Source organism: Microcoleus sp. B3-D2, from assembly GCF_036705345.1.
In the GTDB taxonomy this organism is placed as follows: domain Bacteria; phylum Cyanobacteriota; class Cyanobacteriia; order Cyanobacteriales; family Microcoleaceae; genus Microcoleus.
This window is the reverse complement of record NZ_JAUBUG010000050.1, coordinates 24,825-51,117: the sequence shown is the minus strand read 5'-3', so window position 1 is coordinate 51,117 and position 26,293 is coordinate 24,825. Positions and strand designations below refer to the sequence as shown.

At 46.7% G+C, this 26,293-nt stretch carries 18 protein-coding genes and 1 CRISPR repeat array (1 of these 19 running past the window's edge); of the genes, 7 read left to right on the top strand and 11 right to left on the bottom strand.

Features of this window, described 5'->3' with window-relative positions:
* Positions 1-1,338: direct repeats of the CRISPR family, unit length 37 nt; unit sequence GTTTCAATCCCTGATAGGGTTTTATGGTTTTTCCGAC (it extends 2,983 nt beyond the left edge of the window).
* A gap of 278 nt (positions 1,339-1,616) precedes the next feature.
* From QUB14_RS19145 to QUB14_RS19120, 6 genes are all read right to left on the bottom strand, one after another.
* Positions 1,617-3,734, bottom strand: a complete 2,118-nt coding sequence (locus QUB14_RS19145; protein ID WP_333218626.1) for a DNA-binding protein — start codon at positions 3,732-3,734, stop codon at positions 1,617-1,619.
* 732 nt (positions 3,735-4,466) lie between these two features.
* Positions 4,467-6,230: an NACHT C-terminal helical domain 2-containing protein gene (locus QUB14_RS19140; protein ID WP_333218625.1), complete on the bottom strand. Its 1,764-nt coding sequence runs from the start codon at positions 6,228-6,230 to the stop codon at positions 4,467-4,469.
* Between the two features lie 353 nt (positions 6,231-6,583).
* Positions 6,584-7,276, bottom strand: a complete 693-nt coding sequence (locus QUB14_RS19135) for a hypothetical protein (RefSeq protein ID WP_333218624.1) — start codon at positions 7,274-7,276, stop codon at positions 6,584-6,586.
* A 151-nt stretch (positions 7,277-7,427) separates the two neighbouring features.
* Complete coding sequence (locus QUB14_RS19130) at positions 7,428-8,099, bottom strand: hypothetical protein (RefSeq protein WP_333218623.1); 672 nt, start codon at positions 8,097-8,099, stop codon at positions 7,428-7,430.
* Positions 8,100-8,137: 38 nt separating this feature from the next.
* Positions 8,138-8,911 carry a PP2C family serine/threonine-protein phosphatase gene (locus tag QUB14_RS19125; protein WP_333218622.1) on the bottom strand — a complete coding sequence of 258 codons (774 nt, stop codon included), beginning with the start codon at positions 8,909-8,911 and terminating at the stop codon, positions 8,138-8,140.
* Between the two features lie 178 nt (positions 8,912-9,089).
* A complete protein-coding gene (locus QUB14_RS19120; protein WP_006635663.1) occupies positions 9,090-9,752 on the bottom strand; it encodes a vWA domain-containing protein in 663 nt (220 codons plus the stop codon).
* Positions 9,753-9,996: 244 nt separating this feature from the next.
* On the opposite strand from QUB14_RS19120, the gene QUB14_RS19115 reads away from it, so the two are divergent.
* Both QUB14_RS19115 and QUB14_RS19110 read left to right on the top strand, forming a co-directional pair.
* On the top strand, positions 9,997-10,599 hold the full coding sequence (locus QUB14_RS19115) for a Uma2 family endonuclease (RefSeq protein WP_333218621.1): 603 nt from the start codon (positions 9,997-9,999) through the stop codon (positions 10,597-10,599).
* Between the two features lie 52 nt (positions 10,600-10,651).
* Complete coding sequence (locus QUB14_RS19110; protein ID WP_333218620.1) at positions 10,652-10,906, top strand: DUF6737 family protein; 255 nt, start codon at positions 10,652-10,654, stop codon at positions 10,904-10,906.
* A gap of 286 nt (positions 10,907-11,192) precedes the next feature.
* Here QUB14_RS19110 and carB read toward each other — a convergent pair whose 3' ends face one another.
* Positions 11,193-14,504, bottom strand: coding sequence for a carbamoyl-phosphate synthase large subunit (carB, locus tag QUB14_RS19105; RefSeq protein WP_333218629.1), 3,312 nt, complete (start codon positions 14,502-14,504; stop codon positions 11,193-11,195).
* A gap of 513 nt (positions 14,505-15,017) precedes the next feature.
* Positions 15,018-15,257 carry a hypothetical protein gene (locus QUB14_RS19100; protein ID WP_333218619.1) on the bottom strand — a complete coding sequence of 80 codons (240 nt, stop codon included), beginning with the start codon at positions 15,255-15,257 and terminating at the stop codon, positions 15,018-15,020.
* Positions 15,258-15,835: 578 nt separating this feature from the next.
* Between QUB14_RS19100 and QUB14_RS19095 the strand changes: the two genes are divergently transcribed.
* The 4 genes from QUB14_RS19095 to QUB14_RS19080 all read left to right on the top strand — a co-directional run bounded on the left by QUB14_RS19095 (position 15,836) and on the right by QUB14_RS19080 (position 19,263).
* Positions 15,836-16,090, top strand: coding sequence for a hypothetical protein (locus QUB14_RS19095; RefSeq protein ID WP_333046692.1), 255 nt, complete (start codon positions 15,836-15,838; stop codon positions 16,088-16,090).
* Positions 16,083-17,306 (top strand): murein transglycosylase A, encoded by a 1,224-nt coding sequence (locus QUB14_RS19090; protein ID WP_333218617.1) that lies wholly within the window; start codon positions 16,083-16,085, stop codon positions 17,304-17,306. The genes QUB14_RS19095 and QUB14_RS19090 overlap by 8 nt, the downstream gene beginning before the upstream one ends.
* Positions 17,307-17,446: 140 nt before the next feature.
* A complete protein-coding gene (locus QUB14_RS19085) occupies positions 17,447-18,151 on the top strand; it encodes a tetratricopeptide repeat protein (protein ID WP_333218616.1) in 705 nt (234 codons plus the stop codon).
* A 224-nt stretch (positions 18,152-18,375) separates the two neighbouring features.
* Positions 18,376-19,263 (top strand): ROK family protein, encoded by an 888-nt coding sequence (locus QUB14_RS19080; RefSeq protein WP_333218615.1) that lies wholly within the window; start codon positions 18,376-18,378, stop codon positions 19,261-19,263.
* 162 nt (positions 19,264-19,425) lie between these two features.
* On the opposite strand, the gene QUB14_RS19075 is transcribed toward QUB14_RS19080, so the two are convergent.
* From QUB14_RS19075 to QUB14_RS19065, 3 genes are all read right to left on the bottom strand, one after another.
* Complete coding sequence (locus QUB14_RS19075) at positions 19,426-19,848, bottom strand: hypothetical protein (protein ID WP_333218614.1); 423 nt, start codon at positions 19,846-19,848, stop codon at positions 19,426-19,428.
* 478 nt (positions 19,849-20,326) lie between these two features.
* Complete coding sequence (locus QUB14_RS19070) at positions 20,327-21,985, bottom strand: CTP synthase (RefSeq protein ID WP_333218613.1); 1,659 nt, start codon at positions 21,983-21,985, stop codon at positions 20,327-20,329.
* A gap of 427 nt (positions 21,986-22,412) precedes the next feature.
* Positions 22,413-23,348 (bottom strand): Rpn family recombination-promoting nuclease/putative transposase, encoded by a 936-nt coding sequence (locus QUB14_RS19065; RefSeq protein ID WP_333218612.1) that lies wholly within the window; start codon positions 23,346-23,348, stop codon positions 22,413-22,415.
* A 344-nt stretch (positions 23,349-23,692) separates the two neighbouring features.
* Here QUB14_RS19065 and QUB14_RS19060 point away from each other — a divergent pair, with 344 nt between their 5' ends.
* Positions 23,693-26,200 carry a VIT domain-containing protein gene (locus QUB14_RS19060; RefSeq protein WP_333218611.1) on the top strand — a complete coding sequence of 836 codons (2,508 nt, stop codon included), beginning with the start codon at positions 23,693-23,695 and terminating at the stop codon, positions 26,198-26,200.
* Positions 26,201-26,293: the final 93 nt, after the last annotated feature.

Below are 26,293 nucleotides of genomic sequence, written 5' to 3'. Positions count from 1 at the left end.
TGTTTCAATCCCTGATAGGGTTTTATGGTTTTTCCGACATCAGCAAGTGTGATCAAGCACTTATTGAGTTCTGGGTTTCAATCCCTGATAGGGTTTTATGGTTTTTCCGACATGAAAAAACGTAGAGAGGCGTCACCTGTTGTACGTTTCAATCCCTGATAGGGTTTTATGGTTTTTCCGACTCGGTTTCAGAGCCGATCGCCAAAGAAACCAACACCGGTTTCAATCCCTGATAGGGTTTTATGGTTTTTCCGACTTCGTTAGCTAATTGCTTGGGCTTCATTTTTTATTGGTTTCAATCCCTGATAGGGTTTTATGGTTTTTCCGACGAGAAATCAGCGCAAGTATGATCAATCGGAAGCCAGTTTCAATCCCTGATAGGGTTTTATGGTTTTTCCGACCCTTCAAAGAATTTGTTATCTGTATCCGTATTTTTGTTTCAATCCCTGATAGGGTTTTATGGTTTTTCCGACACAATTGTCTCAATCTCATTCTCCTCTGCCAATTGTTTCAATCCCTGATAGGGTTTTATGGTTTTTCCGACGGTAGAGACAGATACGGGTAAAGTTATCGAGCTTGTTTCAATCCCTGATAGGGTTTTATGGTTTTTCCGACTGCATTTTGTACGTGGTACTTATCGGCAGTTATCCGTTTCAATCCCTGATAGGGTTTTATGGTTTTTCCGACGCTTTGTCATTCAATTACAACTAAATGTTGACTTGTGTTTCAATCCCTGATAGGGTTTTATGGTTTTTCCGACCGGCGGGCTACAAATACCCCTGCTACGACGGCGAGCCGTTTCAATCCCTGATAGGGTTTTATGGTTTTTCCGACCGGATGTAATAAACCCAGCTATTACTGGGATAGTTTCAATCCCTGATAGGGTTTTATGGTTTTTCCGACGGGACAATTTCTTGGTCGGAAACTTTTGAGTCAGGTTTCAATCCCTGATAGGGTTTTATGGTTTTTCCGACGTTTACAGTTACGACTTTTTGGCGGCGGTCAAGTTTCAATCCCTGATAGGGTTTTATGGTTTTTCCGACCGTACTTCTTGGCGAGATTGTGTTCGATCGATGCTGCTGTTTCAATCCCTGATAGGGTTTTATGGTTTTTCCGACTGTTGCCAGCTTTCCAACCTATACCGCCCGGTAAGAGTTTCAATCCCTGATAGGGTTTTATGGTTTTTCCGACTTGATAAAATTGATGATGAGTGTAGCTGTGAAGACCAGTTTCAATCCCTGATAGGGTTTTATGGTTTTTCCGACATGAGAGATGCGCCAACCAATAACAAAGTCAGCTCGGTTTCAATCCCTGATAGGGTTTTATGGTTTTTCCGACAGCCCGTTCCAGAAGCTTTGCTGTATTTGGTTTTCAAGGTTCATTTGCGTCTGCATAAAACAAAAGTACCATTTCAGCCTTCGACTTGTCAATACCCAACTTTTCAGACAGCCCTCAAACCCTTGTCCCGCATAGATTTCAGCGATTGCGTCTACCATTTTATTGCTTGAAGTGCCTCTAACCCTTACAGCATCTACATTATAGCCCCCCAATTTAACACCTCGATTTTTACACCTACTCATAGACGCATTTTCCACCCAAAAACAGACATCAACCGATCACCACTTACCCAAAGCCCCCCAAACAGTACCCGAAACCACCCCCCAAATCGCCCCCAAACCAGCCCCCACGATCGCCCCCGCCACAGGCCCCAACTGCACCGGCACCCCAGCGCTAACAGCCGGAAACATCGCAGACACCAACGCCCCCAACACAGCACCCGCAAAAGTCCCCAAAAAACTGCCCCAAATCGCCCCCAAAGTCCCACCCTTCAAGCCCGAAGGCTGAAACGAAATTGGCAACTTCGGCGAAAACCCGCACAAACCCAAGAAACCCCCAGAAACCACACCTCCAACAGAACCGACACCAGCCGCCACGATCGCCACACCCAGCAACAAACCCGCAAACTCATTCACCGGCCGCATCTGGACACCGTATTGCTGCCAAACCACCAACCCAGCCCCCAACAAAACACCAGCCAGAGTCCCCACAAACGAGCCCCAGACGGCCCCCAAATACCCTCCGCGCCGGCCCCACACCCTCCCTGCCGGCAGCGCCAGAGGAGGCCGAAAACTCGCCCAAACACAGCCCCAGACGGCACCAACCCCCGCCCCAGCCAAAATCCTCTCCCCGATTCCCGGAGTGCTATTAATCGCGCCAAACACCGCACCGCCGATCGCCGCCAACAAAAAAGCGCCCCAAGCCGCCCCCACCACAACTCCGCCCCACTTCCGCCAAATCTGATTCGGCGGCAAAGTAAAAACGCCCCACATCATCCCAAAAAAACAGCCCCAAATCGTACCAACAAAAATCGCCCCCAAAATAGCGCCGCCGCCCTCAGCTATTACCGAATAAATCCCCCCGATCGCCGCCAAACACAAACTGCCCCAAACACCTCCCCAAGCAGCATCCTGAAAAATGCGCTCAAACTTCCCCACGGGAAGCTGAGGCGCAGGAGTCCGACTCCGAGGAGACATCGGCATCGGCAGCAAGGGCACTGCGTACTGGCCGATAGGGCGCGACAGCCCCGTGGAGGGCTGTTGCCGGCGCACTGCGGGCTGCATCACGACGGGCGGTGGTTGGGGCTTTTTACGCTTGGTTTTCGCGGGCTGCAAGTGCAATCCGTTGTTGACTGCTTGCCGCGAAGGAAACGGATCGCGCCCTTTGAGGAGTTTTGCCCGATCGCACCAAGGACACCGACTGAGATGATTTCCGTATTTATGCTGAGTGTTTTTGCTGCAAGTAACCAAAGCATCTTCCGCTTCCCGAATCGCATTCACCCAAGTTTTCGCATCCGGGCGCGCCGAAGGATTGCCGTGCCCTTCCTCAAAACAGCGGATAAACATCTGTCGCAGCCGCGGATGCAGCATCTCAAAAGGAGGCGCAGCCGGCATCGGGCGGTAGGGAATCCGCTTCGTACCTGTGGGGAAATGGCCGGATCGAATTCTCGCTTCCAAAGGCGGCGGTTCATCGCTACCGAGATAAACTCCCGAAAACGGGTGCGTACCTTCCATCAGCAATTGAAAAATTAATACCGCTAAACCGAACAAATCGTGCTCAGGAGCTCGATCGATATCGCGGAAAGTCTGGCCCTGCAACTCCGGCGGCGTAAACTCGGGTTTCCCCACGGGACACCGATAAACGTAACCCGTATAAGGATCGCGGACTTGAAACGAATCCGTGTCTACCAGCGTTACCAACGCCGTATCCGTCACGAGAATGTTCGACTCGTTTACGTCGCCGATGACGTAACCCCTGACGTGGAGGGCATTTACAGCCGAGGCGAGATTTCTGGCGGTACGGTGGAGGTAAAGATAGCTAAATAGCGGTTTTTGTTCGCGCCTGGTTTTGGGAGTGTAAAAAGTGTGTACCGGCATCACTTTGTTGACGCGCGGCATCACAAAACCGACAATTTTTTCTCGCCCGCCGACAGTATGCAGCAAATCGATCGGCCAAGCAATGGAAGCGTGCCCGGGTTCCGCGATCGGCGCATCCGGCGGCATACTGAACATGACTGTGAGTTTGTCGCCGTCTTCGTCTGTCGGTTTGTGGTAGATTTTTGCTACAAGGGACGAGTCTTGGGCGATCGGGTAGATGCGACCTTCACCGCCACTGGCGATCGCGGTTTTGGTGTCGATCGCAATCAGTTGTCCGCTAAATTGGCGCTGCAACTGCATATAATTCCGTTAGGGGATACAGGATTTGGAAGCCATCACTCAATAAATTTGACTTGCCCATTAAATCTTACCAAAATAATTGGGTCTAAAGCCCCGTCCTTATAGGAAGGCTTTAATTGATTGCCGATTTTTGTTTTAATCGTTTAGTTGCGTTAGTATCTATTTTTCAAATTTCCTTGCCTTCTATTTAAGGTAGAGTACAATGACACTTATACCACAGGTAGAATAACCGCCGATACACATGAGACACCAAGCTCAAACGACTGGTCGGAAAACAATAATGGTTAGTGGGTGGCGAAAACCACGAAAAACATAGCTAGGCTGACTAACGTAAGCCAAAACCAGAAAAGTAAATTTTTGAAAGTTAAAACGTACCGTAGGGCATCCGGTAACATGAGAAGTAATTCTCGAACGCTTGGGGAGATAAAACCCTCTGGGACTAACTAAATTAGGCTCGATATTTGGTTCCTTTGAACGGATATTTGGTTTAAGTATTGCCGCAAGGATAGATAGTTTTAAGGTATGTCGCCAGAACCAAGAATCCCCCCGCCTGATAGCCCGGGAGTGTCAACTTTGTTATGACTTAGGCATCGGTGACGAGAGACCGAGTTTTTCACCAAAAGAGGCGTTGCAGCCCGCAGATTCGGTAAAAAACCCGGTTTCTTGGGTGGAAGTGGGTAAGCCCTGTTGCTGTTGGTGGGATGGGCGTCCCGCCCGTCCGCGCTATCAAAATTAAATATAAACCAGCTTCAAATCCACCGACAATAACAACATTTTATCCTCAATTTTTTGTCTGACGGCCGGTGTCACCTGACAATTATCGCTGTTGAGGCATTCCACCAGCAAGTTGTGGGCATAGTAATACTGTTTCAGCAAAGTTTTCTGTTGGGGGCGAAAGTCTCGATTGTAGCCGATCGCAGTTTTGAATTTTGCCAGCCAACAGCTACCGAACTCTTTGCGCCAGTTTTTCCAGTTTTGCAAATCCGGCATCTCAGTCTGAAATTGTGCCAGCAGTTGTTTAAGTTCTGGTTCAATATCCAGCGCCCAAATGCCAACCAAAGTACCCGCCACATCATTATCAAAAGCCAATTTCAGAGACTCGTTAACATCTGCAAATTCTACATTTTTTCCAGCCTTTGCCAAACAATTCCGAAACTTGCGAACTTTCGATCTATCAAACTTCTGACTCGGATCGAGGACGCGAGTCAAAGCCAAATCGAGGACGCAAACTAAGGCAACATAAAAAGCGCGATTTTCGACTGGTTTAAAATTCCTTTGCACTAACTGAGACTTGTGATTTGCCCAGATTAGTAACTGCTGCAAAGTTTCATCTTTAGCCGCCATACTGTCTAATTTTTGTTGCATCAGCAGCAAAAGTTCGTCAGCCGGTTGCAAAATGCTGACAACTCTCACAAATTCATTTTTCCACTTTTTGTCTGTAATCCGGTTGACCAATTCTGGCAGCGATTCGGGGTTCGCACTGTCAATCAGATATTCTGGTTGAGTGTCGCTTTCCTCTAACAGTTCGTCAACTGCACTTTTGATAAAGTTATCCACCAACCAGTCGCGGGTACGCGAGAAATTGCTCTCCAACTCTAGGTAATGACTGCCTAATTTTGCCTTAAAGTCTTTGGGAAAAATCTTTTTAGCCACTAACATATTTTTCCAGCGAGTTAGCTGGCTGGCGCTGCGTTCGGGAAAGCGGTTGTACAAATAGTCGATCGCGATCGCCTCTAGAATATCCGCACCCAGAATTTCCCGCCGTTTCAGCTCGTTTTCTGGCCCTATTTGTCGCCGCTGAGTTAAATCCCCCTGCTGGCTAACAATTGGTTCAATCAAGTGCTGAATCAGCCAGTTTCCCCCACGGAAAAAATTCCGATCAAACTCCAAGTAAATCGCGCCGAACAAAGCCTCAAAAGTCTCCGAAAGCAATCTATTGTACTCGCTTTCGTCTGTTTGTTTCCGATTCCATACGCGCCAACCGAGTTGGTTTAACTTCAAATTTTGTGCAAATTCTGCCAGTTTTTTCGGGTCTGCTAAACGAGCTTTTAAAGTTGAGATCGCATCGGGAGCGAGTTCTGGATATTCGCGGTACAGGTAATCGGTAACAACAGCACCGAAAATCGCTCCGCCTAAGAGTGACAGCCGTTTGTACTTAACGTCTTGCCAAGCGGGAGACTCCTCGGGGCGATCGGAGTAATCGCTGGTATAGTAACGGCAATTCAAGGCGATTTCCAGCAGTTTAGTCTGCTGAAAGCTGGGAATGTCGATCGCTGCTTTGACTGCTTCAATATCTACATTATGTTTAATTCGCTCTAATTCTTCTTCACATTTACCCCACTTTTCCAACCAATCACCGCCCGCATCTTCCACATACAAATCTACAAAATCTACCCCGTAATTCATCCATTCATCCTGCATTATTCTGGCCGCTTCCAATTCTTCCCAGACTTTCTGCAAGTTATTTTCAACTGCGTTCGTACCTTGTACAGTCATAGTATTTGATTTTGATGTAATTTGATTTGATTTCCAACAATTCACGGCGATTAAATCAAATCTCAATTCAATTTAGGCCGAGTTGCTAGTTATTTCACTCTTATTGATTGCTGCGGTAAATCTTCCCGTTGCTTAGCCTTCGTATCCAGCACCTGTTGTCGCCGTCTGGCAGACCCCTCCCGGAACCAGAAAAGGGGAGGAAGAATCTTGCTCCGCCTTCGCTTTTGCGGGAAGCTGTCTGGGGACTAGGCTTTTGGCATTGTCGAGAATGGTGCAATATGTGAGTTAGTCAAAATTTCTTTTTCACCGAGTTGGGAGCAGTCGAACTATTCTCAGCAGCATATCTGCTTGATTTACGGGAACTTGAGGTAACGACCTGCGGGCAAATTATCACTATTATATAATGCAATGTTAACTAACTGGTTCAAGAAATTTGCATCATTTTTATCATAACTTAAAAATAATCCTCTGTCAATCCCCCAATCTTGAAGAGTTTGTTGCCAATTATGATATTTTTGTTCAGAGAATTCATCCGAAAGAGTAGTCACTTGAATGCAGAGGGGCTGCTGTTGGCGGCTGCTAACGATGGAATCGGTTGCCATAGAAAGATCGGCAACATATCGATACAAAACAGTGCCTTGGCGATCGACAATTCGGGCTGCGATCGCACGAATGACGAGATCGTCACCCGGATCGAATTTACCGGCTTTTAGTTTTTGTTTCCAGATGTAAAATTTGCGATCGTTTTCGCTCAGCCATTTAGGAAATAGATAGCTGTACCAATACCTTTCCCCCGGAGTCATTAACTCAAAAGCGGCTTTTTTTTCTCTTTCCGAAGGTAGAGATTGAACCGCCAGCCAAACCTGAGAATCTCGGATAAGCTGCAGCAAAAAAGCCATCACAAATTTTTTAGCCGTTAGCGAACCGGGTTTAACATCTTTCACCCAGCGATTGATTTCATCCAATCTTCTCGCCAAACTCGGATCTATTGGATCTGCTGCGCTAATTAGGGAGTTGAGCTTATCCTTAATCTCTTGTGCTTGCAAACGACGACCTACTGTACAAACTAAAGCAGAATTGTTGACACCTCGATTTTATTATAGAACCGCACCAAATTTTCACCGCTCATTAGACATTTCCAACAATTGTTCTGGGGTAGGTATCCTGACAGCCCTTGACTTGATCTTTAGGAGATGTCTATTGAATAGTTGCTGCCGATGCCCGCAGGCGCAGGTACAATAAAACCAAATAAACATTCATCAACAGTCCGGCTAAAAATCCGAGTACATTAGCCACAAGCTTAGATGCTAGCAAATTTCCCGTCGAACTGATTAATAGGACAATCAACAATATTGGCACGAAAACAACAAAAAGTATCAGAAAATACGATCGAAACACCAGCCACCAGCGCCCTTTAGTTAATTCCCAACTGCTGCTAAGACTGTCGATCACCGAAGAGTTATCAATGACGGTAGCGTACAATGAAAATATTAAGCGATATGATACATAAAGCCCGGGAATTATTAGTGCAATGCAGCCAGCGAACACCAGCAGGAAACACATAATATAAACCCCAATTAGTGGCAGCAATCTTCTGTTTGCTTGATTGAAAGCCTGACCCACAGTTACGTTATTTTTTGTCAAACTTCGGTAAGTGTAGAAAATCATGGCTCCCGACAACAAAGGAAGTGCCACGAACCAGTAGATAATATTGAAGGCAACACCTGCTGAACCTAGCTTGCCCAAACTATTGAGCGCGGCAAATATCAAACTGGGAGAGTTGATTATCAACAGGGGAGCGTATAGAGGCCCCGTAGTAGCAAATGTTTCTCGCAACAAGCTTCTGGCACTAATTCGTGGAGCTGTCATAACTTTTTATCCGGCTTTTGTAAGTGGATTTGAACAAATCAGACATTACTCGAAAAAGTTGCTAACAATAAAGTTAAGTCATCATCGGTGCGTTCGGAAACGCGGGGCGATCGCAAAAATGACTCTAACTGCTGTTTCGCATCTTCTTCTTCTTTCCACTCGCCAGAAAACCGAAACAAAGGCGCAAAAAACGGCCCGTGCGGCGTGCCTTCCGGGATTTTGAGAGCTAGCATTTGCAAGCCGTCGGAAAACACGGCCAAGTGTCGCAGTTTTTCCCGCAGTACCTGAAATTGCGCTGTTTCGATCGCATTCGGCGAAATCAAAAAGATAGTTTCGTTGATGTATTCGCCGCAGGGAGGTACAGTCAGGGCGATCGCATTTCCTGCACTGTCACCTGCTACAGCAGCACCGTCGCCGATTTGAGCAACTGCGATTAATTCCGGCGTAGCAACAACAGCAATTAAAGTGCAGGCTAAATCTCTCGGCGCCACTGCCCGCACAGCAGCTTCTGCTTCCACCTGCGCCCGCGCGACTTGCAGTGATGCTGTCAAGAATACTTGCCATTCGTCGTCATTTTGAGGCAGCTTTTCCTGTTGCTGGCAAATCGTTTCAACCACCGCTTCCACAGCAATTTTCGCCCCAATTTCTGCGAGTGCTGCAGAGCCCGCGCCATCGGCAACCGCTGCTGCTAAAACACCGTTCGGCAAGAGACGCCAGCAGTGGGCATCTTGACAAGGCTGCGATCTTTTTTCGTGGCTCGTACCTATCACCGATGCCGCTACAACTTGCCAATTAAAGGATGAATTCTGCATTAATAACTCTTTAACTCAAAACTTCGTAAATTCACAACTATGCAAAGTCTGGACGGGTTTATTTATCCCTAATTAGGTAGGGCGATGCACACCACACCTTACTTATTATGTAGGGCTCCATGCACACCGCACCTTAGCGCTTGTCACTTACTAATGACTAATGACTTCCAACTAATAACTAAACAGTTCCCCATCCGGGTGGTGGCAGTGCTACTTGTTCATCAATTTTTGAGTGAGAAACTCTCTGCATACTAGCCGACAGCCAGATGAACATCTCTCTAAAGTCTAATCCTTTCAATTTTACAGGCGTGCGCTCGACAATTTGCGCGAGACGGGGAATATTAGCACCTTCCACTCCGACTGCAAAAAATGCCACGCGCTTGTTAGTTTCTTCCTCTTTAATCCGCTGTGCTGCTATTTCCACCACATCGTCGGATTCGCCTTGAGGTTCGCCGTCGGTAATCATAAATACCCACGGGCGGTAGTAGGTAATGCCGTTGTTGCGGTATTCGGATTTGCGGGCCGCAATGGTGTCTAGCGCTTGCTGAATGCCGGCGCCCATGTGGGTTTGTCCTTGAGCTGTCAGCAGTGGCGTCTCGAACTGGTCGGCGGTCACGAAGTCTTGCACGACTTTGATATGATTGTCAAATGAAATAATCGCGACTTCGACTCGCTTTTTAGCTAGTTCGTCTTTAATTAGGTCATTCCTAAAAATTTCCAGCCCCTCATTCAAGGCATCTATGGGTGCGCCTTGCATGGAGCCGGAGGTGTCCAGCAGGAGGACGCAGGGACAGCGCGGCTCTGGGTTTTCGGCAAATTCTACGGCTTCGTCTAGTCTCATGGTTCGGGGTTGACCTGGGAGTGGCTCGATTTCTAGGTTTGTTACTTTACTGTATCAAGTCAGTAACAAAATTAAGTGCAAATTGCTAGGGCTATCGCATTTTACCATTTACGTGAATCGATTTTAGATTTTTGATTGTATATTTTAGATTTGAGACTTGGATCTCTGCCGTCAAAAAAACAAATTTTTTCCGGCCTGTGGTAATATAGACTAATAGTATTACTGCAAAATAAGGATAAATCTTATGATTGCAACAGTCACACACAAATTAACCTTTGACCAATTCCTTGTAGAATGTCCAGAAGATGGACTCTATGAACTGGTAAATGGAGAAATTGTAGAGATGAATTCCACAAGAAATTATGATGATGTTGCTAATTTCCTGTTATTTGGCTTCAATGATGAAATCCGGCGACAGAATTTGAATTATGTAGTCAACACTACAGCCGTTATCAGAACTGTAAGTAAAGCCGGCATCGAACAAGGGCGGAGACCGGATGTCAGCGTAATCGATCGCGATTTGTGGCGATCGAACCGTTCTGCTTATTCTGCCTTACGAGAACCAATTCAACTGGCTGTGGAAGTAACATCAACAAATTGGGAGGACGATTATATAGACAAATTGGACGAATATCGGCGCCTCGGAATTCCTGAGTATTGGATTGTCGATTATTTAGCAATTGGTAGCAGGGAATTTCTGGGAAATCCCAAAGTTCCAACTGTATTTGTCCACCTTTTAGATGCAGAGGGAAACTATCAAAGAAGCGCGTTCAAGGGCAGTGAACGAATTGTGTCGCGGACTTTTCCCGAATTAACCCTGACAGCAGAAGAGGTGATGAATGTTTAACTTCGGTTAATCCAGCTAGCCAGACTATTATCCATAAAAAATTACTGAAAATATGAAATCTATTTCTGATAAAAAACTTTCCGAGCGAAAAGCTATTAGCCCTTGGAGTTACAAACCTTGGTGGTGTCAGCCTTGGTCGATTCTTTTAACTGGTACTAGCCTGATTAGCGGTAGTTGGTTTTTATTAAAAAATGTTTGGATAACTGTTTTAGTCGCGATTCCTTTATTAGCTTGGATGGGTTTTTTCTTGTTAGTTTGGCCGAGGCTGATGCTGTCTAGCGGAGTTTTAGATTCCGATGCAGATTAGGTTTTGGTGACGCGCACCTTATGTTTAGGATAAGGTGCGCGGTCATTGGTGTGAACTTAACGTTAAACCCTCTGTCCGGCAGGGGTTTCAACAATAACCTCAAAGCGAAAGTCCTCGCTTTGAGGACTAATGAGTTCTTCAGTCCTCTTTGAGAGGACTTTAGCTATAAGACAGGGAATTCATTCCCTGGCGGAGTGCCGGGTGAGCGAGAGAACTGGCGGACTAAAAGCTTAAGTTGACACTAATAGTGCGCCCTGCACACCCTAAACATAGGGTGGTGCGCCCTCTAGGTTTGCGGGTAATAGTCTTGAATTGCTTTTACTTCCATCGGGTGGGATTTGAGCGATCGAATTCCCGCTGCTGTAGCTTTGGCACCGGCTATTGTGGTAATAATCGGGATTTTGTAAGTCAAAGCTGTGCGGCGGATAAAGATGCCGTCGGCCCGAGATTCTTCGCCCGAAGGTGTGGTGATAATTAGTTGAATTTTCTCATTCTTGATCGAATCCAACAAATTCGGCCGCCCTTCGTGCAGTTTCAATTCCAAATCTACCTGTAAACCTTGCTCTTGCAAAACTTTGCGTGTCCCGTGGGTGGCGACTACTCTGAAACCCAATTCTAAGAATTCCTTGACAACGGGTACAACTGCTAGTTTGTCCCGATCGCGCATCGAAACCAGCACAGTTCCCAACAGCGGCATCATTTGTCCCGCGCCGAGTTGAGCTTTGGCAAAGGCTTTGCCAAAATCCGTGTCAATTCCCATTACTTCGCCGGTCGATCGCATTTCTGGCCCTAACAAGGTATCAGCGCCCGGGAACTTAGCAAAGGGCAGTACAGCTTCTTTTACCGAAACATGAGTGGGTATAATCTCTTCAGTAAAACCCAAAGCTTCTAGAGTTTTGCCAGACATGACTCGCGAAGCTATTTTTGCTAAGGGAACTCCGATCGCCTTGGACACAAAAGGCACTGTTCGAGAAGCTCGCGGATTAGCTTCCAAAATGAAAACTTCTTCCCCTTGAACGGCAAATTGAATGTTCATCAACCCGATCACTTTCAGGGATTTTGCTAATTCTACAGTCCAGCGGCGGATTGTTTCTAAAGCGGAGGCCGAAAGCGTTTGGTAAGGGATAGAACAAGCAGAGTCGCCGGAGTGGATTCCCGCTTCTTCGATGTGCTCCATAATACCGCCGATCGTCACATTGCCCGTAACATCGGCGATCGCATCTACATCAACCTCGATCGCGTTCTCCAAAAACTTATCAATTAAAATCGGATGATCGGGTTCTACTAGCACGGCATAGGTCATGTAACGTTCCAATTCCGTATCGGAATAAACAATTTCCATGGCTCGCCCGCCTAATACGTAACTCGGTCGCACCACTACCGGATAACCGATCCGTTGAGCTACTATTAAAGCATCCTCAAAACTGCGGGCTAAACCGTTAGCAGCTTGCTGAATATCCAATTCCCGCAGAATCTTTTCAAATCGCTCTCTGTCTTCAGCAGTATCAATGGAATCCGGCGAAGTTCCCCAGATTTTTGTTTGTACATCGGGGTGATTTTCCAGAGATGCTTGTAAAGGAACCGCTAATTTCAGCGGCGTTTGGCCGCCAAACTGAATAATTATTCCCTCCGGATTTTCGGCTTCGATGATGTTGAGAACATCTTCTTTTGTTAGCGGTTCAAAATACAGGCGATCGCTCGTATCATAATCCGTCGAAACCGTCTCCGGGTTCGAGTTGACCATAATTGTCTCAAAGCCGTCTTCTCCTAGGGAATAGGAAGCGTGACAGCAGCAGTAATCAAACTCAATTCCCTGTCCGATCCGGTTCGGCCCGCCACCTAAAATCATCACTTTTCGTTTGGTAGAAGGCAAAACTTCCGACTCCGGCGCGAGGCTGTGACCTACAGGCGAAACTTTCTTTTCTTCATCGCCCAATTCCCAAATTGCCGCTCCCGCTTCGTAGGTGGAATAATAATACGGTGTAAACGCTTCAAATTCAGCGGCACAAGTATCGACTGTTTTGTAAATCGGAATTACGCCTAACTGTTTGCGGTAAGCGCGGACTTGATCTTCGGATGTTTTGGTGGCGTAAGCAATTTGGCGATCGCTAAAACCCAACTGCTTTACTTCAAACATTGTCTCTTTTGTCAACTGCTCCAACCGCGTTCGTTTCAAGAACTTCTCAGTTTCCAGCAATTCCTGCATCTTATCCAAAAACCAAGGATCAATTCCTGTAAACTCGAAGATATCTTCCACCGACATTCCCATCATCATCGCGTGCCGAACAGTAAAAATGCGATCGGGATTTGGCGTCCGCAATCCGGCGCGAATTTGTTCCAAACTCGGCAACTTTTCCGGTTTGTCGCATCCGAAACCTGCACGGCCTGTTTCCAATCCCCGCAGGGCTTTTTGGAAAGATTCGTTGAAGCTGCGCCCGATCGCCATTACCTCCCCAACAGACTTCATTTGCGTTGTCAGAGTCGGTTCGGAACCGGGGAACTTTTCAAAGGCAAATCGGGGAATCTTCGTCACCACGTAGTCAATTGTCGGTTCAAAAGATGCCGGAGTTTTCTTGGTGATATCGTTGGAAATTTCGTCTAGGCTGTAACCTACCGCTAATTTTGCCGCCATTTTTGCAATGGGGAAACCAGTTGCTTTCGAGGCCAAGGCGGAGGAACGGGAAACCCGAGGGTTCATTTCAATAACGATGAAATCTCCGTTGACAGGATTAACGGCAAATTGAATATTGGAACCGCCAGTTTCAACTCCGATTTCGCGGATAATTTTCACCGAAGCATCCCGCAGGCGCTGATATTCTTTGTCTGTAAGAGTTTGCGCTGGGGCGACGGTGATAGAATCGCCGGTGTGGACGCCCATCGGGTCGAGATTCTCGATCGAACAAATAATCACCACATTATCTGCCAAATCTCGCATTACTTCGAGTTCGTACTCTTTCCAACCAATCAAAGATTGTTCGATCAAAATTTGCGATACTGGACTGGCATCAATCCCGCCTTGTGCCATTTCTTCAAATTCTTCTTGATTGTAAGAAATGCCACCTCCCGTGCCGCCCATTGTAAAAGCAGGACGAATAATTAACGGATAACTGCCGATTTGGTGACCAATTGCTTTGGCTTCGTCGAGAGTGTTGGCAATTCCCGAAGGGCAAACGGCGACACCAATTCGCGCCATCGCTTCTTTAAATAATAGCCGATCTTCTGCCATTTCAATTGCTGGCAACTTAGCACCAATCAACTCGACGTTGTACTTGTCTAAAACGCCATTTTTAGCGACTGCAACTGCTAAATTTAGCGCAGTTTGACCGCCCATAGTCGGTAAAATTGCTTGAGGTCTTTCTTTAGCGATGATTTGTTCGAGGATGACCGGCGTTAGAGGTTCGATGTAAATGCGATCGGCAGTTTCCGGATCGGTCATAATCGTTGCCGGGTTGGAATTGACCAACACTACTTCATAACCTTCTTCTCGCAAAGCTTTGCAAGCTTGTGTCCCTGAATAGTCAAATTCGCACGCTTGACCGATAACAATTGGGCCGGAACCAATGAGAAGAATTTTTTTTAAGTCTTGACGACGGGGCATAGGTTCGTAATTAGTAATTGGACAAGGTGGAGGATTAATTTGATATTTTGCATCAGTCTTAGAAACAGGCTTTCTAAGCTGTTCCCCCAAAAGCTTACTCAAAATAGTGCAAGTTTTGTTGTTAATTTGAAATTGTGCACCATTCTCAGCATTTTGGAAGCAGAACCTCGCAACTCCGGCTGACAGACACCCCCAGCTAACCAGAAATATTGATGAGAAAAGGGTGCAGTCGATCGGTAAATCAAGACTATTTTAAGTGTTGCGGTCAAATCGTGTTCTAAAATACACAATCCATTTATTCCGCCCCATTAATCATTGTAGGGACTTAGGCCAAGGCGTGTCCTGACTGTGGGGAACGGATAAAATTAACCGGGTTGGATGATGAAATTTCCCGTAGCTTGCGGGGCGGGACGCCATCGCCCTCCGAGGATGTCACTATCACAGATCCAGCCATGTAGCCGCAGCGATGGAGGACACGGCAATGCCTTGTCCCTAGCGTATTTCATCCTATTTTTAGGCTTTGCGCGATCGGCGAATGAGTACGCTAATCACTTGTCTCGGCTTTGCACCTCGCTGCGGCGGGCTCCAATCCCCGACTGCGGCAAATCCCAGTCGGTACAAGGTGTGGATGGTTTCTAACACGGCTGCGCGGGAACCGACAACCGTTATCCGCACGACTTCCTGTTCGGATACTGCTGAGGCGTCATTTGGACGCGCGGATAAGTTATCGTCAGGTACGAATTCCTGTGACATAATATGGTTTCCTGGTTTTTGGTTTTTCTAGGAAAACCCAAAAACCCAGCCGCCCCGCACGGTAACACAGAGCAGGGCGGCTACAGAGAGTGTTAGAATTCTCCATTAGCCTCCAGACTGGTTAGCTCAGTTTGGCGGTTAGCTGTCCATTGCTGTTGGTAGCAGCTTTGGGCAGTGCAACTAGATTTTTGAGCGACGTGGGCTGCTTTCTCTGCGAGCAAAGCAGCCTTAATTTCACAGCGTAGCCGCAGATGGGGCCGCCGTCAATCGATTTTAGATTTTAGATTTTAGATTTTAGATTGAGATTTTCCTGCAACCACTCTCAGGTTTTTCCCACCCTCCGCTTCTCCCAGTCTGCCCCTCTCCCTCAAGCCAACCTACTAGATGAGGGAATGCACCGAGGAAGATGTAAAATATGGAATCGTTCCAAAAGCTTAAAATCAAAAAACTAAAATACAGATATGCCTAGAACACAAGTGCGAATATTCCTTGCACCTGCTGCTTGAGGGCAACCACATCAATTTTAGATTTTAGATTTTAGATTTTAGATTGTCCTGCAACAACTCTCCCCATCTCCTATGCCTAGAACACCCAGCGAATATTCCGTACACCTGCTGCTTGAGGGCGGCCACCGCGAAGAAATCCGTTTTTCAACGCTGCAAGATTTTCAACAGTGGTATAAAACTCTGGTTCCCAAACAAGATTCGTCAGAATTTGTTAATGTCCCGATCAAAAATATTCAAGGCGAATACATGGTAGTTCGGCCTACCAGCGTTCTCGCAATTCGCGTAGAACCGGTATTTACTTCTAGCGTCGAACGATTCGATGAATAAAGAAAATAATCCATTTAGTAGGAAAGATTGGAAATTGAGCAAGATTTTTCGCTATCAGTTATTAGCCATCGTCTGTTGCGTTTTGGCGATCGCTTTTTCGGTGCCCGCCGTTGCAGCCCCGCCACTGCAACCAATTAGTCTAAATCAATTGCAAGCTGGCGAGTCGGACGATCTCGCCTTTGACGCTCAAATCTGGGGCGAAAATGGCAAACCGGGCGATCGGGAATTGCTGTTAAAGTCGATCGACAACAGCCTCCGCTATCTCGATACATCGGCCGCCGCCACTGCTTACAGCCGCTATCCAGTCGCAGGAGTTACGCGCGATCGAGTTCGGCGTTCTCTCGATCGATTCCGCCAATTAGTTGTCAGTTCCACAACCCCTGCACAACTCCAGGAATCGGTCAAGCGCGAATTTGTATTTTACAAATCCACGGGCAAAGATGGCAAGGGAACAGTCGCATTTACGGGTTATTTCGAGCCGACTTACGCAGCATCTCGCACGCCTAATTCCGAATACCGTTATCCCCTATACCGGATGCCGCCCAACATGGCATCTTGGCCGAAACCTCACCCGACAAGATTGCAATTAGAAGGCGAAGATGCTTTGCAGGCAAGTAAAGGATTGCTGCGGGGATTAGAATTAGTTTGGTTGCGCGATCGCTTCCAAGCATTTCTCGTACACGTCCAAGGTTCTGCGAGATTGCAGCTAACAGATGGTAGCGTGATGACCGTCGGTTTTGCAGGCAAAACCAGTCACAGTTATACAGGAGTCGGGCGAGAATTAGTTAAAGACGGAAAGTTTACTTTAGAAGAGTTAAATTTGCCGAAACTAAGGGAATATTTCACTAACTTTCCCGCAGATATGAACAAATATTTGCCGAAAAATGAAAGCTTTGTATTCTTCCGGGATACTAACGGAGTTCCAGCCACAGGAAGCATTGGAGTGCCAGTAACTGCCGAAAGGTCGATCGCCACCGATAAAGCTTTAATGCCCCCTGGCGCACTAGCATTAATTAGTACAAAACTCCCTTATCCGAATGCGGCGGGACAACTCGAACAAAATGCGGTAAATCGCTACGTTTTGGATCAGGATACCGGCGGTGCAATCAAAGGCGCGGGGAGAGTTGACGTATTTATGGGAACGGGGGATTTAGCGGGCGATCGGGCCGGTTTTATCAACTCGACAGGAGAACTGTATTATCCGCTTTTAAAGTAGATTAATTCTACTTGATGTGATTGTTCCCTGTGCGTCACAATCCCGGACACGGCACTGCCGTGTCCCTACAGATATTATCGCCGACAATCTCTATGTAAATTGCTATAAAATAGAAAATACCCACCTTCCAAACCGCACAAATGCTAAACAAAATTTGGCAATTCTTCAAACGACTAATTCAGCGAATATTGGGAACCCCAACCCCACCCACCCCGCCGGGAAATACCGCCATCCGCCCAACCTTAACTGACGCGGAATACGAGTCGAAATTCATGGAAATCCTCGAAGGAGTGAATGCCGGCTGGAGTCGCGGGGATGTAGCGGGATTCTTAATCGCAAAACGCCTTAAAGATGGTGACTTGGCGGCTTGGTTGCGACGGTTTGGGCAAAGATTGTTAGAGGGCGAACATGATGACACCGCCTCCGTAGCAGCGGTGTCATCGCTTCAGGAATTGGCGCAGCGACTGGTATTGTTAGGTAGAATTGGCAGCGGGGAATTGTCAGAGGTTGCGAGGCAAATTGGGCGGGAGATATTGACAAGATTTCCGCTGCCGGAGGTTGAGGAGGAGGATACAAAGGGGAGGGTGATTGAGGCGGTGTTTGTTGGGAATGGTTTGGGTTTTTCTGGGGAAGTGAGCCGCAGAGGCGCTGAGGGTGCGGAAGTAGAATCGGAAGTTAATGTAGATGCTGAGGCGTGGTGCGAACGAGGGAACGAGCAGTATAATTTAGGAAGATTTGAAGAAGCGATCGCATCTTATAATCAGGCAATTGCTCTCAAACCAGACTATCACGATGCTTTGCACAACCGAGAGGTAGCGCAACGTAAGTTAGGCCAAATTAAATAGGCGGACTCGCTTGTATCCATAATTTTTGCTAGGTATTGCGAGCGACATGATACTATTAATAATTAATGCCAGTTTTTCTGGCTAATTATCATACATTTAAAAGAGAAGTTGGAGGACTGAAGTCCTCACTACCAACTTAATTTGTAAGGTGTGTTAGGTGCACATACAATAGGTTTATACTCTTAAAAATAGTCCCAAATTATTGCATCCAAAACCCACATCGAATGACACAAGTAATCGGCATTGACTTAGGCGGAACCGCAATTAAACTCGGCAGATTCGGCGAAGAGGGCATTTGTCACCAATCCTTAACTGTCCCAACTCCTCAATCGGCAACGCCAGAAGCTGTTTTAGCTACCATGACCGATGCTATTTTACAACTGAATCCGGTCGAAAATGCTGTAAGTGCGATCGGCATCGGCACTCCAGGCCCCGCAGACGCCGCCGGTCGCATAGCTAGAGTAGCAATTAACCTCAAAAACTGGCATAACGTCCCCCTCGCTGACTGGGTGGAAGCTAAAACCGGACTGCCGACCATCTTAGCAAATGATGCCAACTGTGCCGGATTGGGAGAAGCTTGGTTGGGCGCAGGCAGGCAGTTTAAAGACCTAATTTTAATAACTTTAGGTACAGGAGTCGGCGGTGCAGTTATCCTAGACGACAAACTATTTGTAGGTCATCAAGGCGCGGCCGGAGAACTAGGATTGATTACTATAAATCCCGACGGCCCGGAATGCAACAGCGGCAATCGCGGTTCTTTAGAACAGTACGTTTCGGTGCAAGCAATTCGCCGGGAAACGGGTTTGGAACCTCTAGAATTAGCAAATTTAGCTAAGTCTGGAGATGCCAAAGCTTTAGAATTTTGGCAAAATTACGGGCGCTATCTGGGTATCGGTTTGGCAAGTCTCATTTATATTTTGACGCCGGAAGCTATTATTATCGGCGGTGGAATTAGTGCAGGTGCGGAATTTTTCTTGCCGCAGGTTCGAGAAGAAATTGAGCGGCGGGTTCTGCCGAGTTCTCGCGAAGATTTGCAGTTATTGGTTGCTGAATTGGGCAATCAAGCAGGCATGGTAGGGGCAGCCAAATTAGCTTGGCAGCTTGTTCGATAGTTAAAATTTAAAAAAGCAGCGCATTTTACTGCGCTTTTTTCATATCTAAAATTGCGGTGCAACCTAACCATTTTAGCTAAAAAAAATAAAATGAATGTGAGGAGTTACTCAACATAGTCTCCCTTGATTGTTCATGCTTCTAACTAATGACTAATGACTGCTTCATGGCAGAGATTGTCCAGTCGTATTTTTAATGTATTCCTGAATTGCTTGATAAGTTTCCGGGTTGCTTTGGCGGAGGATAACAATATTAGTTGCGCTGTCAGGCAGGCAAAAGCTTAGCCGACCGTTTTGTTCGCACGCAAAAGAGCTAATTCGACTCATATCGATCGCAAATTCTTTGCGGTCATAATGAATTTTAATCCACGAACCTCTAGAATTGCGATCGATGGTTTTTTTGAGGTAATCGAGAACTTGCTTGTAAGCCTCATAATTGCCTTGGGGATTGAGGATAATCGGCTGACTGCTATTAGGCAGCCAAAAGGTGAGACGCTTGTTATCCAGTTCGCTAGAAAAAGCACTAATAGTGTCAAGGTCAATTATGTATGTACTTTTCTCATAAGTAATTTTGCTCCAATAAGCCACAAAGCCTCCTCAAACCTGTGTTTCCTGGTATTTTAGGATAGTTTGACAACTCATACCATTTTAGATTTTAGATTTTAGATTTTAGATTGGGCATGACTGATGACTATCAGGGTTTGGAACCTGCCTAAAGTGGCATTTTTTTTGTACTGGTATCACCTTTGAAATCAAAGCTAAAAAGTTAAGTAAAAATATCAGCATTTTTACCATCTGCCTTCTGCCTTCTACCTTCTGCCTTTTGCCTTCTCCCTTCGGGTACTATCCCCCAACCCCTATGCTAGGGCTGAGGGGTGAGATTTTTCACTGGTTGAGAATGCTGCCCGATATCATGTCCGGTAAGTGCGACCCGAATCAAATCCGATTGTTGGGTTGGGCGGGTGAGAGTACGATCCATTGTCTGCCTGATTTGAATATGGTGTACTCTCACCCGCCCTACAGACATCTAATATATCAGAACTAATCGATCGAACATGATATGAGATCAGTTTCCTGCAAGTTTCCCGGCCACCAAGTCGCGCCCCTGAGCATCTAAAAAATCCTGATTTCCCTGCACGCTCGCCGCCTCGATAAACCCCTGAAACAAGGGGTGGGGGGCGCTAGGTCGAGATTGGAATTCGGGGTGAAATTGACAGGCTATGAAAAAGGGATGGTTGGGCAATTCGATCATTTCTACCAATCGGCCGTCGGGAGATGTCCCGGAGACTGCATAACCTGATTCTAAGAAAAGATTGCGGTAGGCGTTGTTAAATTCGTACCGATGGCGGTGCCGCTCGTAAATCACTTCTTTCTGATAAAGTTTGAAAGCGAGGGTGTCTGGGTTGACACGGCACGGGTATAAACCCAGTCGCATTGTACCGCCCAAATCAACTACATCTAGCTGTTCTGGCAATAAATTAATTACCGGATTTGCGGTGTCTGGGTTAAATTCAGCGCTGTTGGCATCCTCTAGTTGGGCGATGTTGCGCGCCCATTCAATCACAGCACACTGCATCCCCAAACACAATCCCAAGAAGGGTATTTTATGGTGTTTGGCATATTCAATCGCCGCTATTTTGCCGTCTACTCCCCGAACCCCAAAACCTCCGGGCACAAGAATGCCCTTGATATCTTTGAGATAACTTTCGATGTTTCCCGATTCTAAATCTTCTGAGTTAATCCAGTGCAAATTCAGGTCGCAGCCGATCGAGATTGCTGCGTGCCGCAAAGCTTCGACCACCGAAAGATAAGCATCGTTCAACCGCACGTATTTGCCCACCAAAGCAATATCAATCTTGTGGTTAGGATTGTAAAGCCGCTTGACTAAGGTTTGCCACTGAGTCAAATCGGGGCGGCGCGGTTCGAGTTGCAGCAAATTGATGCTTTGTTCCGCTAAACCTTCCTGTTCCATCATCAGCGGCACTTCGTAGATACTTTTGGCATCTTGAGCGGTGATGACACATTCTTCGGGAACGTTGCAGAATTCCGACAATTTCTGTTTCATGCCCAAAGACAGCGGGCGATCGCACCGACAGACTAAAATATCTGGTTGAATGCCGATCGACCGCAATTCCTTCACCGAATGCTGAGTCGGTTTAGTTTTCATCTCTCCAGCCGAAGGAATCCAAGGTATCAGCGTGACGTGCATATAGACAACATTTTGCCGGCCGACATCCTTGCGAAACTGCCGAATTGCCTCCAAAAACGGCAAAGATTCAATATCTCCCACCGTTCCGCCGATTTCCGTAATCACGACATCGGGATTAGTATTTTTTGCTACTCGGTGAATTCGCTCTTTAATTTCGTTAGTGATGTGCGGAATCACCTGCACCGTACTCCCCTGATACTCGCCGCGGCGTTCTTTGTTGATCACCGCTTGATAAATGGAACCCGTGGTGACGCTGTTGAGGCGTGACATGGAAGTATCGGTAAAACGCTCGTAGTGCCCCAAATCCAGGTCAGTTTCCGCACCGTCTTCCGTCACGAAGACTTCTCCGTGCTGAAACGGGCTGAGAGTGCCGGGGTCAACGTTAATATAGGGGTCTAGTTTCAAAATCGAGACAGAATAGTCCCGCGACTTCAATAGGCGGCCCAAGGAAGCAGCGACAATTCCCTTGCCGATGCTGGAAACCACGCCGCCGGTCACAAACACAAATTTGCTCATAGGATTTTCGACTTTAGATCTTTCTCATTTAAGAAGGTAACACTCAACTCTAAGAGCTAAAATCAAAAATTGTCCAGCAGTGTTTGACCATTTCTCAAATACGGCTGGGGATACGATGAGTAGTCCACGACCTCGATCTGGCGGTTTACAGGGGTTTTGAGCTGGTGGGTCAATTTCAAAACGGTTGATTGTTCATCAGTGCGCTTTGGGCGGATACCAGTCAATCGATTTTAGATTTTAGGTTTTAGATTTTAGATTTTAGATTTTAGAATTGACCCCACGGATAAATTCGGGGGGCAAGTTTCATCGGATACAGGTTTTTTATTTCTGGACGGATGAATCCGGGGGCTTGTATCCTGAATGCTTTCGGTCAAGGGCTATCGATCTTCTGAGAAAACCACCTTCACCAAGGCTTATTTTCCTTTCCTCAAACATATCTCTGCAACCGATCTGTCACATCTGACACGCTGGCCAACTCTAAGACGGCCTCTCCTAAATTCTCTAATTGTTCAGCGGATAACTGACTGATGCGAGTTTGAATCTCCGACGACAACGGCCCTACACGGCGCTCCAACAGTCGCACAATTAACTCCAACTTTCCTTGTTTGATGCCTTGTTCGATACCTTGTTCGATGCCTTGTTCTCTCCCGATTCTGGTAGCTTTGGTAATTGCACCGCGCTGGTCTTGAATAAAAATTTCTCGCCTTTCTAAATCTTCCAATTCATCAGGATCGAGATTTGCTTCATTCGCAATTGCAAAAGCCTGCCGCAGTTCCGGCACATTTCCCAACTCTTCGGGAACTGACCGTAAAATTTGAGCAGTTTTCATGAAATATATCCACTTATCTGTCAGCGTTTCTAACTCCTGTAATGTCTTATCAAATTTTGGCAATTCAACAAACACAAGTTCAAATTCATCAGCTAGATAGTCGGTTAAAAAAGTTTTTTCTTTGAAAACAAAGCGCGAAATCACTGTTTCCAGATTCTCAAACATTTGAAAATCGGTAATCGTCAGAGCAATCACAGGGTTTAACAAGCTGTAACGGCTTCCTGTGGTTAGCTGCATCGAATAAGCTTTAGTGGCATTGTATAAAATCCGCTTCTCAAATGACTCTACATTCAATACTTGCATTTCAATAATTACCGTTTTGTTGCCATCAATCTTAGCTTTTACATCCAAGTAAGTATCTTTAACTCCTTTGATTTTGGGAGCTAAATAAGGGTCAATAATTTCTAAATCTTCGATGACTGGCTGTGCTTCGTAGAGCATGGCATTCAAGAAACTAATCAAAATGTCCTTACTCTCAGCAGACCCAAAGATTTTTTTAAAGGCAAAGTCGGTTTTGGGGTTAATAAAATTCATGGCAATTTCACTTTATTAGAGCTTGAGAGGTTGAGGTTAGAGTTATTTAATTATTTAACTATCATACAATCTTCTAGGTTGGGTTCGCGGACGATCGCCCCAACCGACCTCACCCAAATACGGATGCAAGCCGGCGACAGCAGTCGCCCTGAGCAATCATGGCTTCGACACAAGTTCCAGCGCCCAGTCCGCCCCTAGGCGAGTCAATCTAAAATCTAAAATCTAAAATCTAAAATCAGCCCTACGCGCTCAGTCATTTTTCCCATAAAGCTAACTCAGGAACGTTTCGCGAAGCGTAAAGTCATGGTAAACAAAGCACCTCAAGTCTGCTAAAAAAAACAGCTATGAAGTTTGTCTGCGTTCTATCCCCTCAACGGTTGCTTTCTGCTGGTATCGCATTGCTCGCAGCCATCGAGTGTGGCGCGTGGCTCGCTCCAAATACGGCGCGGGCAAAAGCTCCTGGGGAAATTTATTCGTCTGTGTCGCCGAAAATCCTCGCTAGTAACGATGTTAATTGCAATGGGTCGCGATCGCCCGAAACTCGCTGTCCAGTCGGCGGTTTGTTCGTCAAAACTCCAAATACGACCTCAGAACAAGTCTTTCCTCTCAAGCAGACTGAAGTTAAAGCAAAAATAGCTGGCAATATCTCCCGCGTCGAAGTTGTTCAGAAGTTTGAAAATCCTTTTCCTGAATCTATAGAAGCTGTTTATATATTTCCTTTGCCCGACGAAGCGGCGGTGGACGATATGGAAATTAAAATAGGCTCACGCACTATTAAAGCTGATATCAAACTGCGCGAGGAAGCTTTGGAAATTTACGAACAAGCCAGAAAGCAAGGCAGGACTGCTGGTTTGTTGGAACAAGAACGATCCAATATTTTTACTCAGTCTCTCGCTAATATCAAACCGGGAGAAAAAATTGAAGTTACGATTCGCTACACCGAAAGTCTCAAGTTTGCCGGCGGCGATTATGAATTTGTGTTTCCCATGGTGGTAGGGCCCCGCTATATTTCGGGAAATACGATCCCCCCCAACCCCCCCTTAGCAAGGGGGGGCTATAGTTCTGGTGCCGATCGCATTAACCCGCCTGTTTTGCCTCCGGGAACGCGATCGGGTCACAATATCGCTGTTTCGGTAGAAATAGATGCCGGAGTTGCGATCGGTGATGTCCGCTCTACTTCGCATCAAATTACAACTGACCGCAGCGGCAATATTGTACAAGTCCAATTAGCCAATTCTGACACAATTCCCAATAAAGATTTAATTCTGCGCTATCGAGTCGCGGGCGAAAATACTCGGGCAACTATTTTGACTCAATCGGACAAGCGGGGCGGTCATTTTGCTACTTATCTGATTCCGGCATTAAACTACAAAACTAATGAAATTGTACCCAAAGATGTCGTGTTTCTGATGGATACTTCCGGTTCTCAACAGGGCGAACCGCTGGCAAAATCTAAGGAGTTGATGCGCCGATTCATTCAAGGGCTGAATCCCAACGATACTTTTACTATTATTGATTTTGCCAATACTGCGACAGCGCTTTCAACAACTCCTTTAGCAAATACTCCCGAAAATCGACAAAAAGCAATTAATTATATCGAAAAGTTGCAGGCTAACGGTGGCAGTGAATTGCTTAACGGCATTCAAACAGTGATGAAATTTCCGGCTGCGGCAACGGGAAGGCTGCGGAGTATTGTATTAATTACTGACGGTTACATTGGTAATGAAAATGAAGTGCTGGCTCTGGTTCAGCGGAGTCTGAAACCGGGAAATCGACTTTATAGTTTTGGTGTCGGCGGTTCTGTGAATCGGTTTTTGATTAACCGTTTGGCGGAAGTGGGAAGAGGCACTTCTCAGGTAATTCGTCAAGATGAACCGTCGGCAGAAGCGGCAGAAAAATTTTTTCGTGAAATTAATAGTCCGGTATTGACTAATATTAAAATTAGTTGGGAAGGAATGGGGGAAAAACCGCAGATTTATCCGATCGCACCCCCAGACTTGTTTGCGAGTGGGCCGCTGGTTTTGTTTGGCAAAAAGACCGATCGAGCCTCCGGCCAACTTCGCATCCGCGGCACTCTTGCGGGCGGCAAAGCTTACGAGCAAGTTTTACCTGTTAATTTTGCTCAATCCGGCGGGCGGCAGCGGGAGTCAACTTCAGTCGCAGCAGGCACTACGGATTTTGGCAATCCGGCGGTAGCTCAACTTTGGGGGCGATCGCGCATTAAAGATTTAATGAATCAAATGTTTGGTGGTGAGACTAAATCTCTGGTGGAAGCTGTGACTAATACTGCTCTGACTTATCGCTTGCTGTCGGAATACACGGCTTTTGTGGCTGTGAGCGAAGAAGTGCGAGTCGAAGCAGATGGAACTCGTCGTCGAGTGCAAGTGCCTGTGGAATTGCCGCAGGGTGTCAGCTATGAAGGTATTTTCCAGTCGGAGGGGGCAGAGCCAACTAGAGGCGGCTCTCGCAGCGTTACCTCGAATCGCAACTCGGCACCCGTGAGTCCAGCTCCTGTGCCGCGGCAGCCCGGTTACGGTGAGTTGCAACCCCAGAAGCCTTTGGCTTCTCGCCTTCAAGTAGTTAGCGCCGAAGGGTTGGATGCCGGGGCACTCGCCGCTTTGACTCAATACCTGCAATCGGTTAATCTCCCGGCGGGGGTTAGCGGTGAAACGGTGTGGGAGTTATCGGTACAAGACGGCCGCGTTGCCCGAGTGGCGATCGACACTAAAACCTCAACGCTGCAAGCAACAGACGCCGTAGAGACTCTCCAGAGAGCCATGAGTTCCTGGCAACCTCCTGCTGGGTTCAAGGGCACGCTGCGCCTGAAGTTGCGAATTACGGTCGATCCTTAAGCCAGGAGTTTCTCTGTCAACAAACATTAACTTTTAATTCAAAAATACCGAAAGCGCGATCGCTACCGCGTGGAAGATATAAAATCTTTATTA

Bases quoted from the DNA above. Each gene is read 5' to 3' on its own strand.
- QUB14_RS19140 (WP_333218625.1), bottom strand. From the start codon at position 6,230: ATGACTGTACAAGGTACGAACGCAGTTGAAAATAACTTGCAGAAAGTC.
- QUB14_RS19065 (WP_333218612.1), bottom strand. From the start codon at position 23,348: ATGAATTTTATTAACCCCAAAACCGACTTTGCCTTTAAAAAAATCTTT.
- QUB14_RS19070 (WP_333218613.1), bottom strand. From the start codon at position 21,985: ATGAGCAAATTTGTGTTTGTGACCGGCGGCGTGGTTTCCAGCATCGGC.
- QUB14_RS19110 (WP_333218620.1), top strand. From the start codon at position 10,652: ATGAAATCTATTTCTGATAAAAAACTTTCCGAGCGAAAAGCTATTAGC.
- QUB14_RS19090 (WP_333218617.1), top strand. From the start codon at position 16,083: ATGAATAAAGAAAATAATCCATTTAGTAGGAAAGATTGGAAATTGAGC.
- QUB14_RS19120 (WP_006635663.1), bottom strand. From the start codon at position 9,752: ATGAGACTAGACGAAGCCGTAGAATTTGCCGAAAACCCAGAGCCGCGC.
- QUB14_RS19060 (WP_333218611.1), top strand. From the start codon at position 23,693: ATGAAGTTTGTCTGCGTTCTATCCCCTCAACGGTTGCTTTCTGCTGGT.
- QUB14_RS19145 (WP_333218626.1), bottom strand. From the start codon at position 3,734: ATGCAGTTGCAGCGCCAATTTAGCGGACAACTGATTGCGATCGACACC.
- QUB14_RS19115 (WP_333218621.1), top strand. From the start codon at position 9,997: ATGATTGCAACAGTCACACACAAATTAACCTTTGACCAATTCCTTGTA.
- QUB14_RS19100 (WP_333218619.1), bottom strand. From the start codon at position 15,257: ATGTCACAGGAATTCGTACCTGACGATAACTTATCCGCGCGTCCAAAT.
- carB (WP_333218629.1), bottom strand. From the start codon at position 14,504: ATGCCCCGTCGTCAAGACTTAAAAAAAATTCTTCTCATTGGTTCCGGC.
- QUB14_RS19125 (WP_333218622.1), bottom strand. From the start codon at position 8,911: ATGCAGAATTCATCCTTTAATTGGCAAGTTGTAGCGGCATCGGTGATA.
- QUB14_RS19130 (WP_333218623.1), bottom strand. From the start codon at position 8,099: ATGACAGCTCCACGAATTAGTGCCAGAAGCTTGTTGCGAGAAACATTT.
- QUB14_RS19085 (WP_333218616.1), top strand. From the start codon at position 17,447: ATGCTAAACAAAATTTGGCAATTCTTCAAACGACTAATTCAGCGAATA.
- QUB14_RS19080 (WP_333218615.1), top strand. From the start codon at position 18,376: ATGACACAAGTAATCGGCATTGACTTAGGCGGAACCGCAATTAAACTC.
- QUB14_RS19095 (WP_333046692.1), top strand. From the start codon at position 15,836: ATGCCTAGAACACCCAGCGAATATTCCGTACACCTGCTGCTTGAGGGC.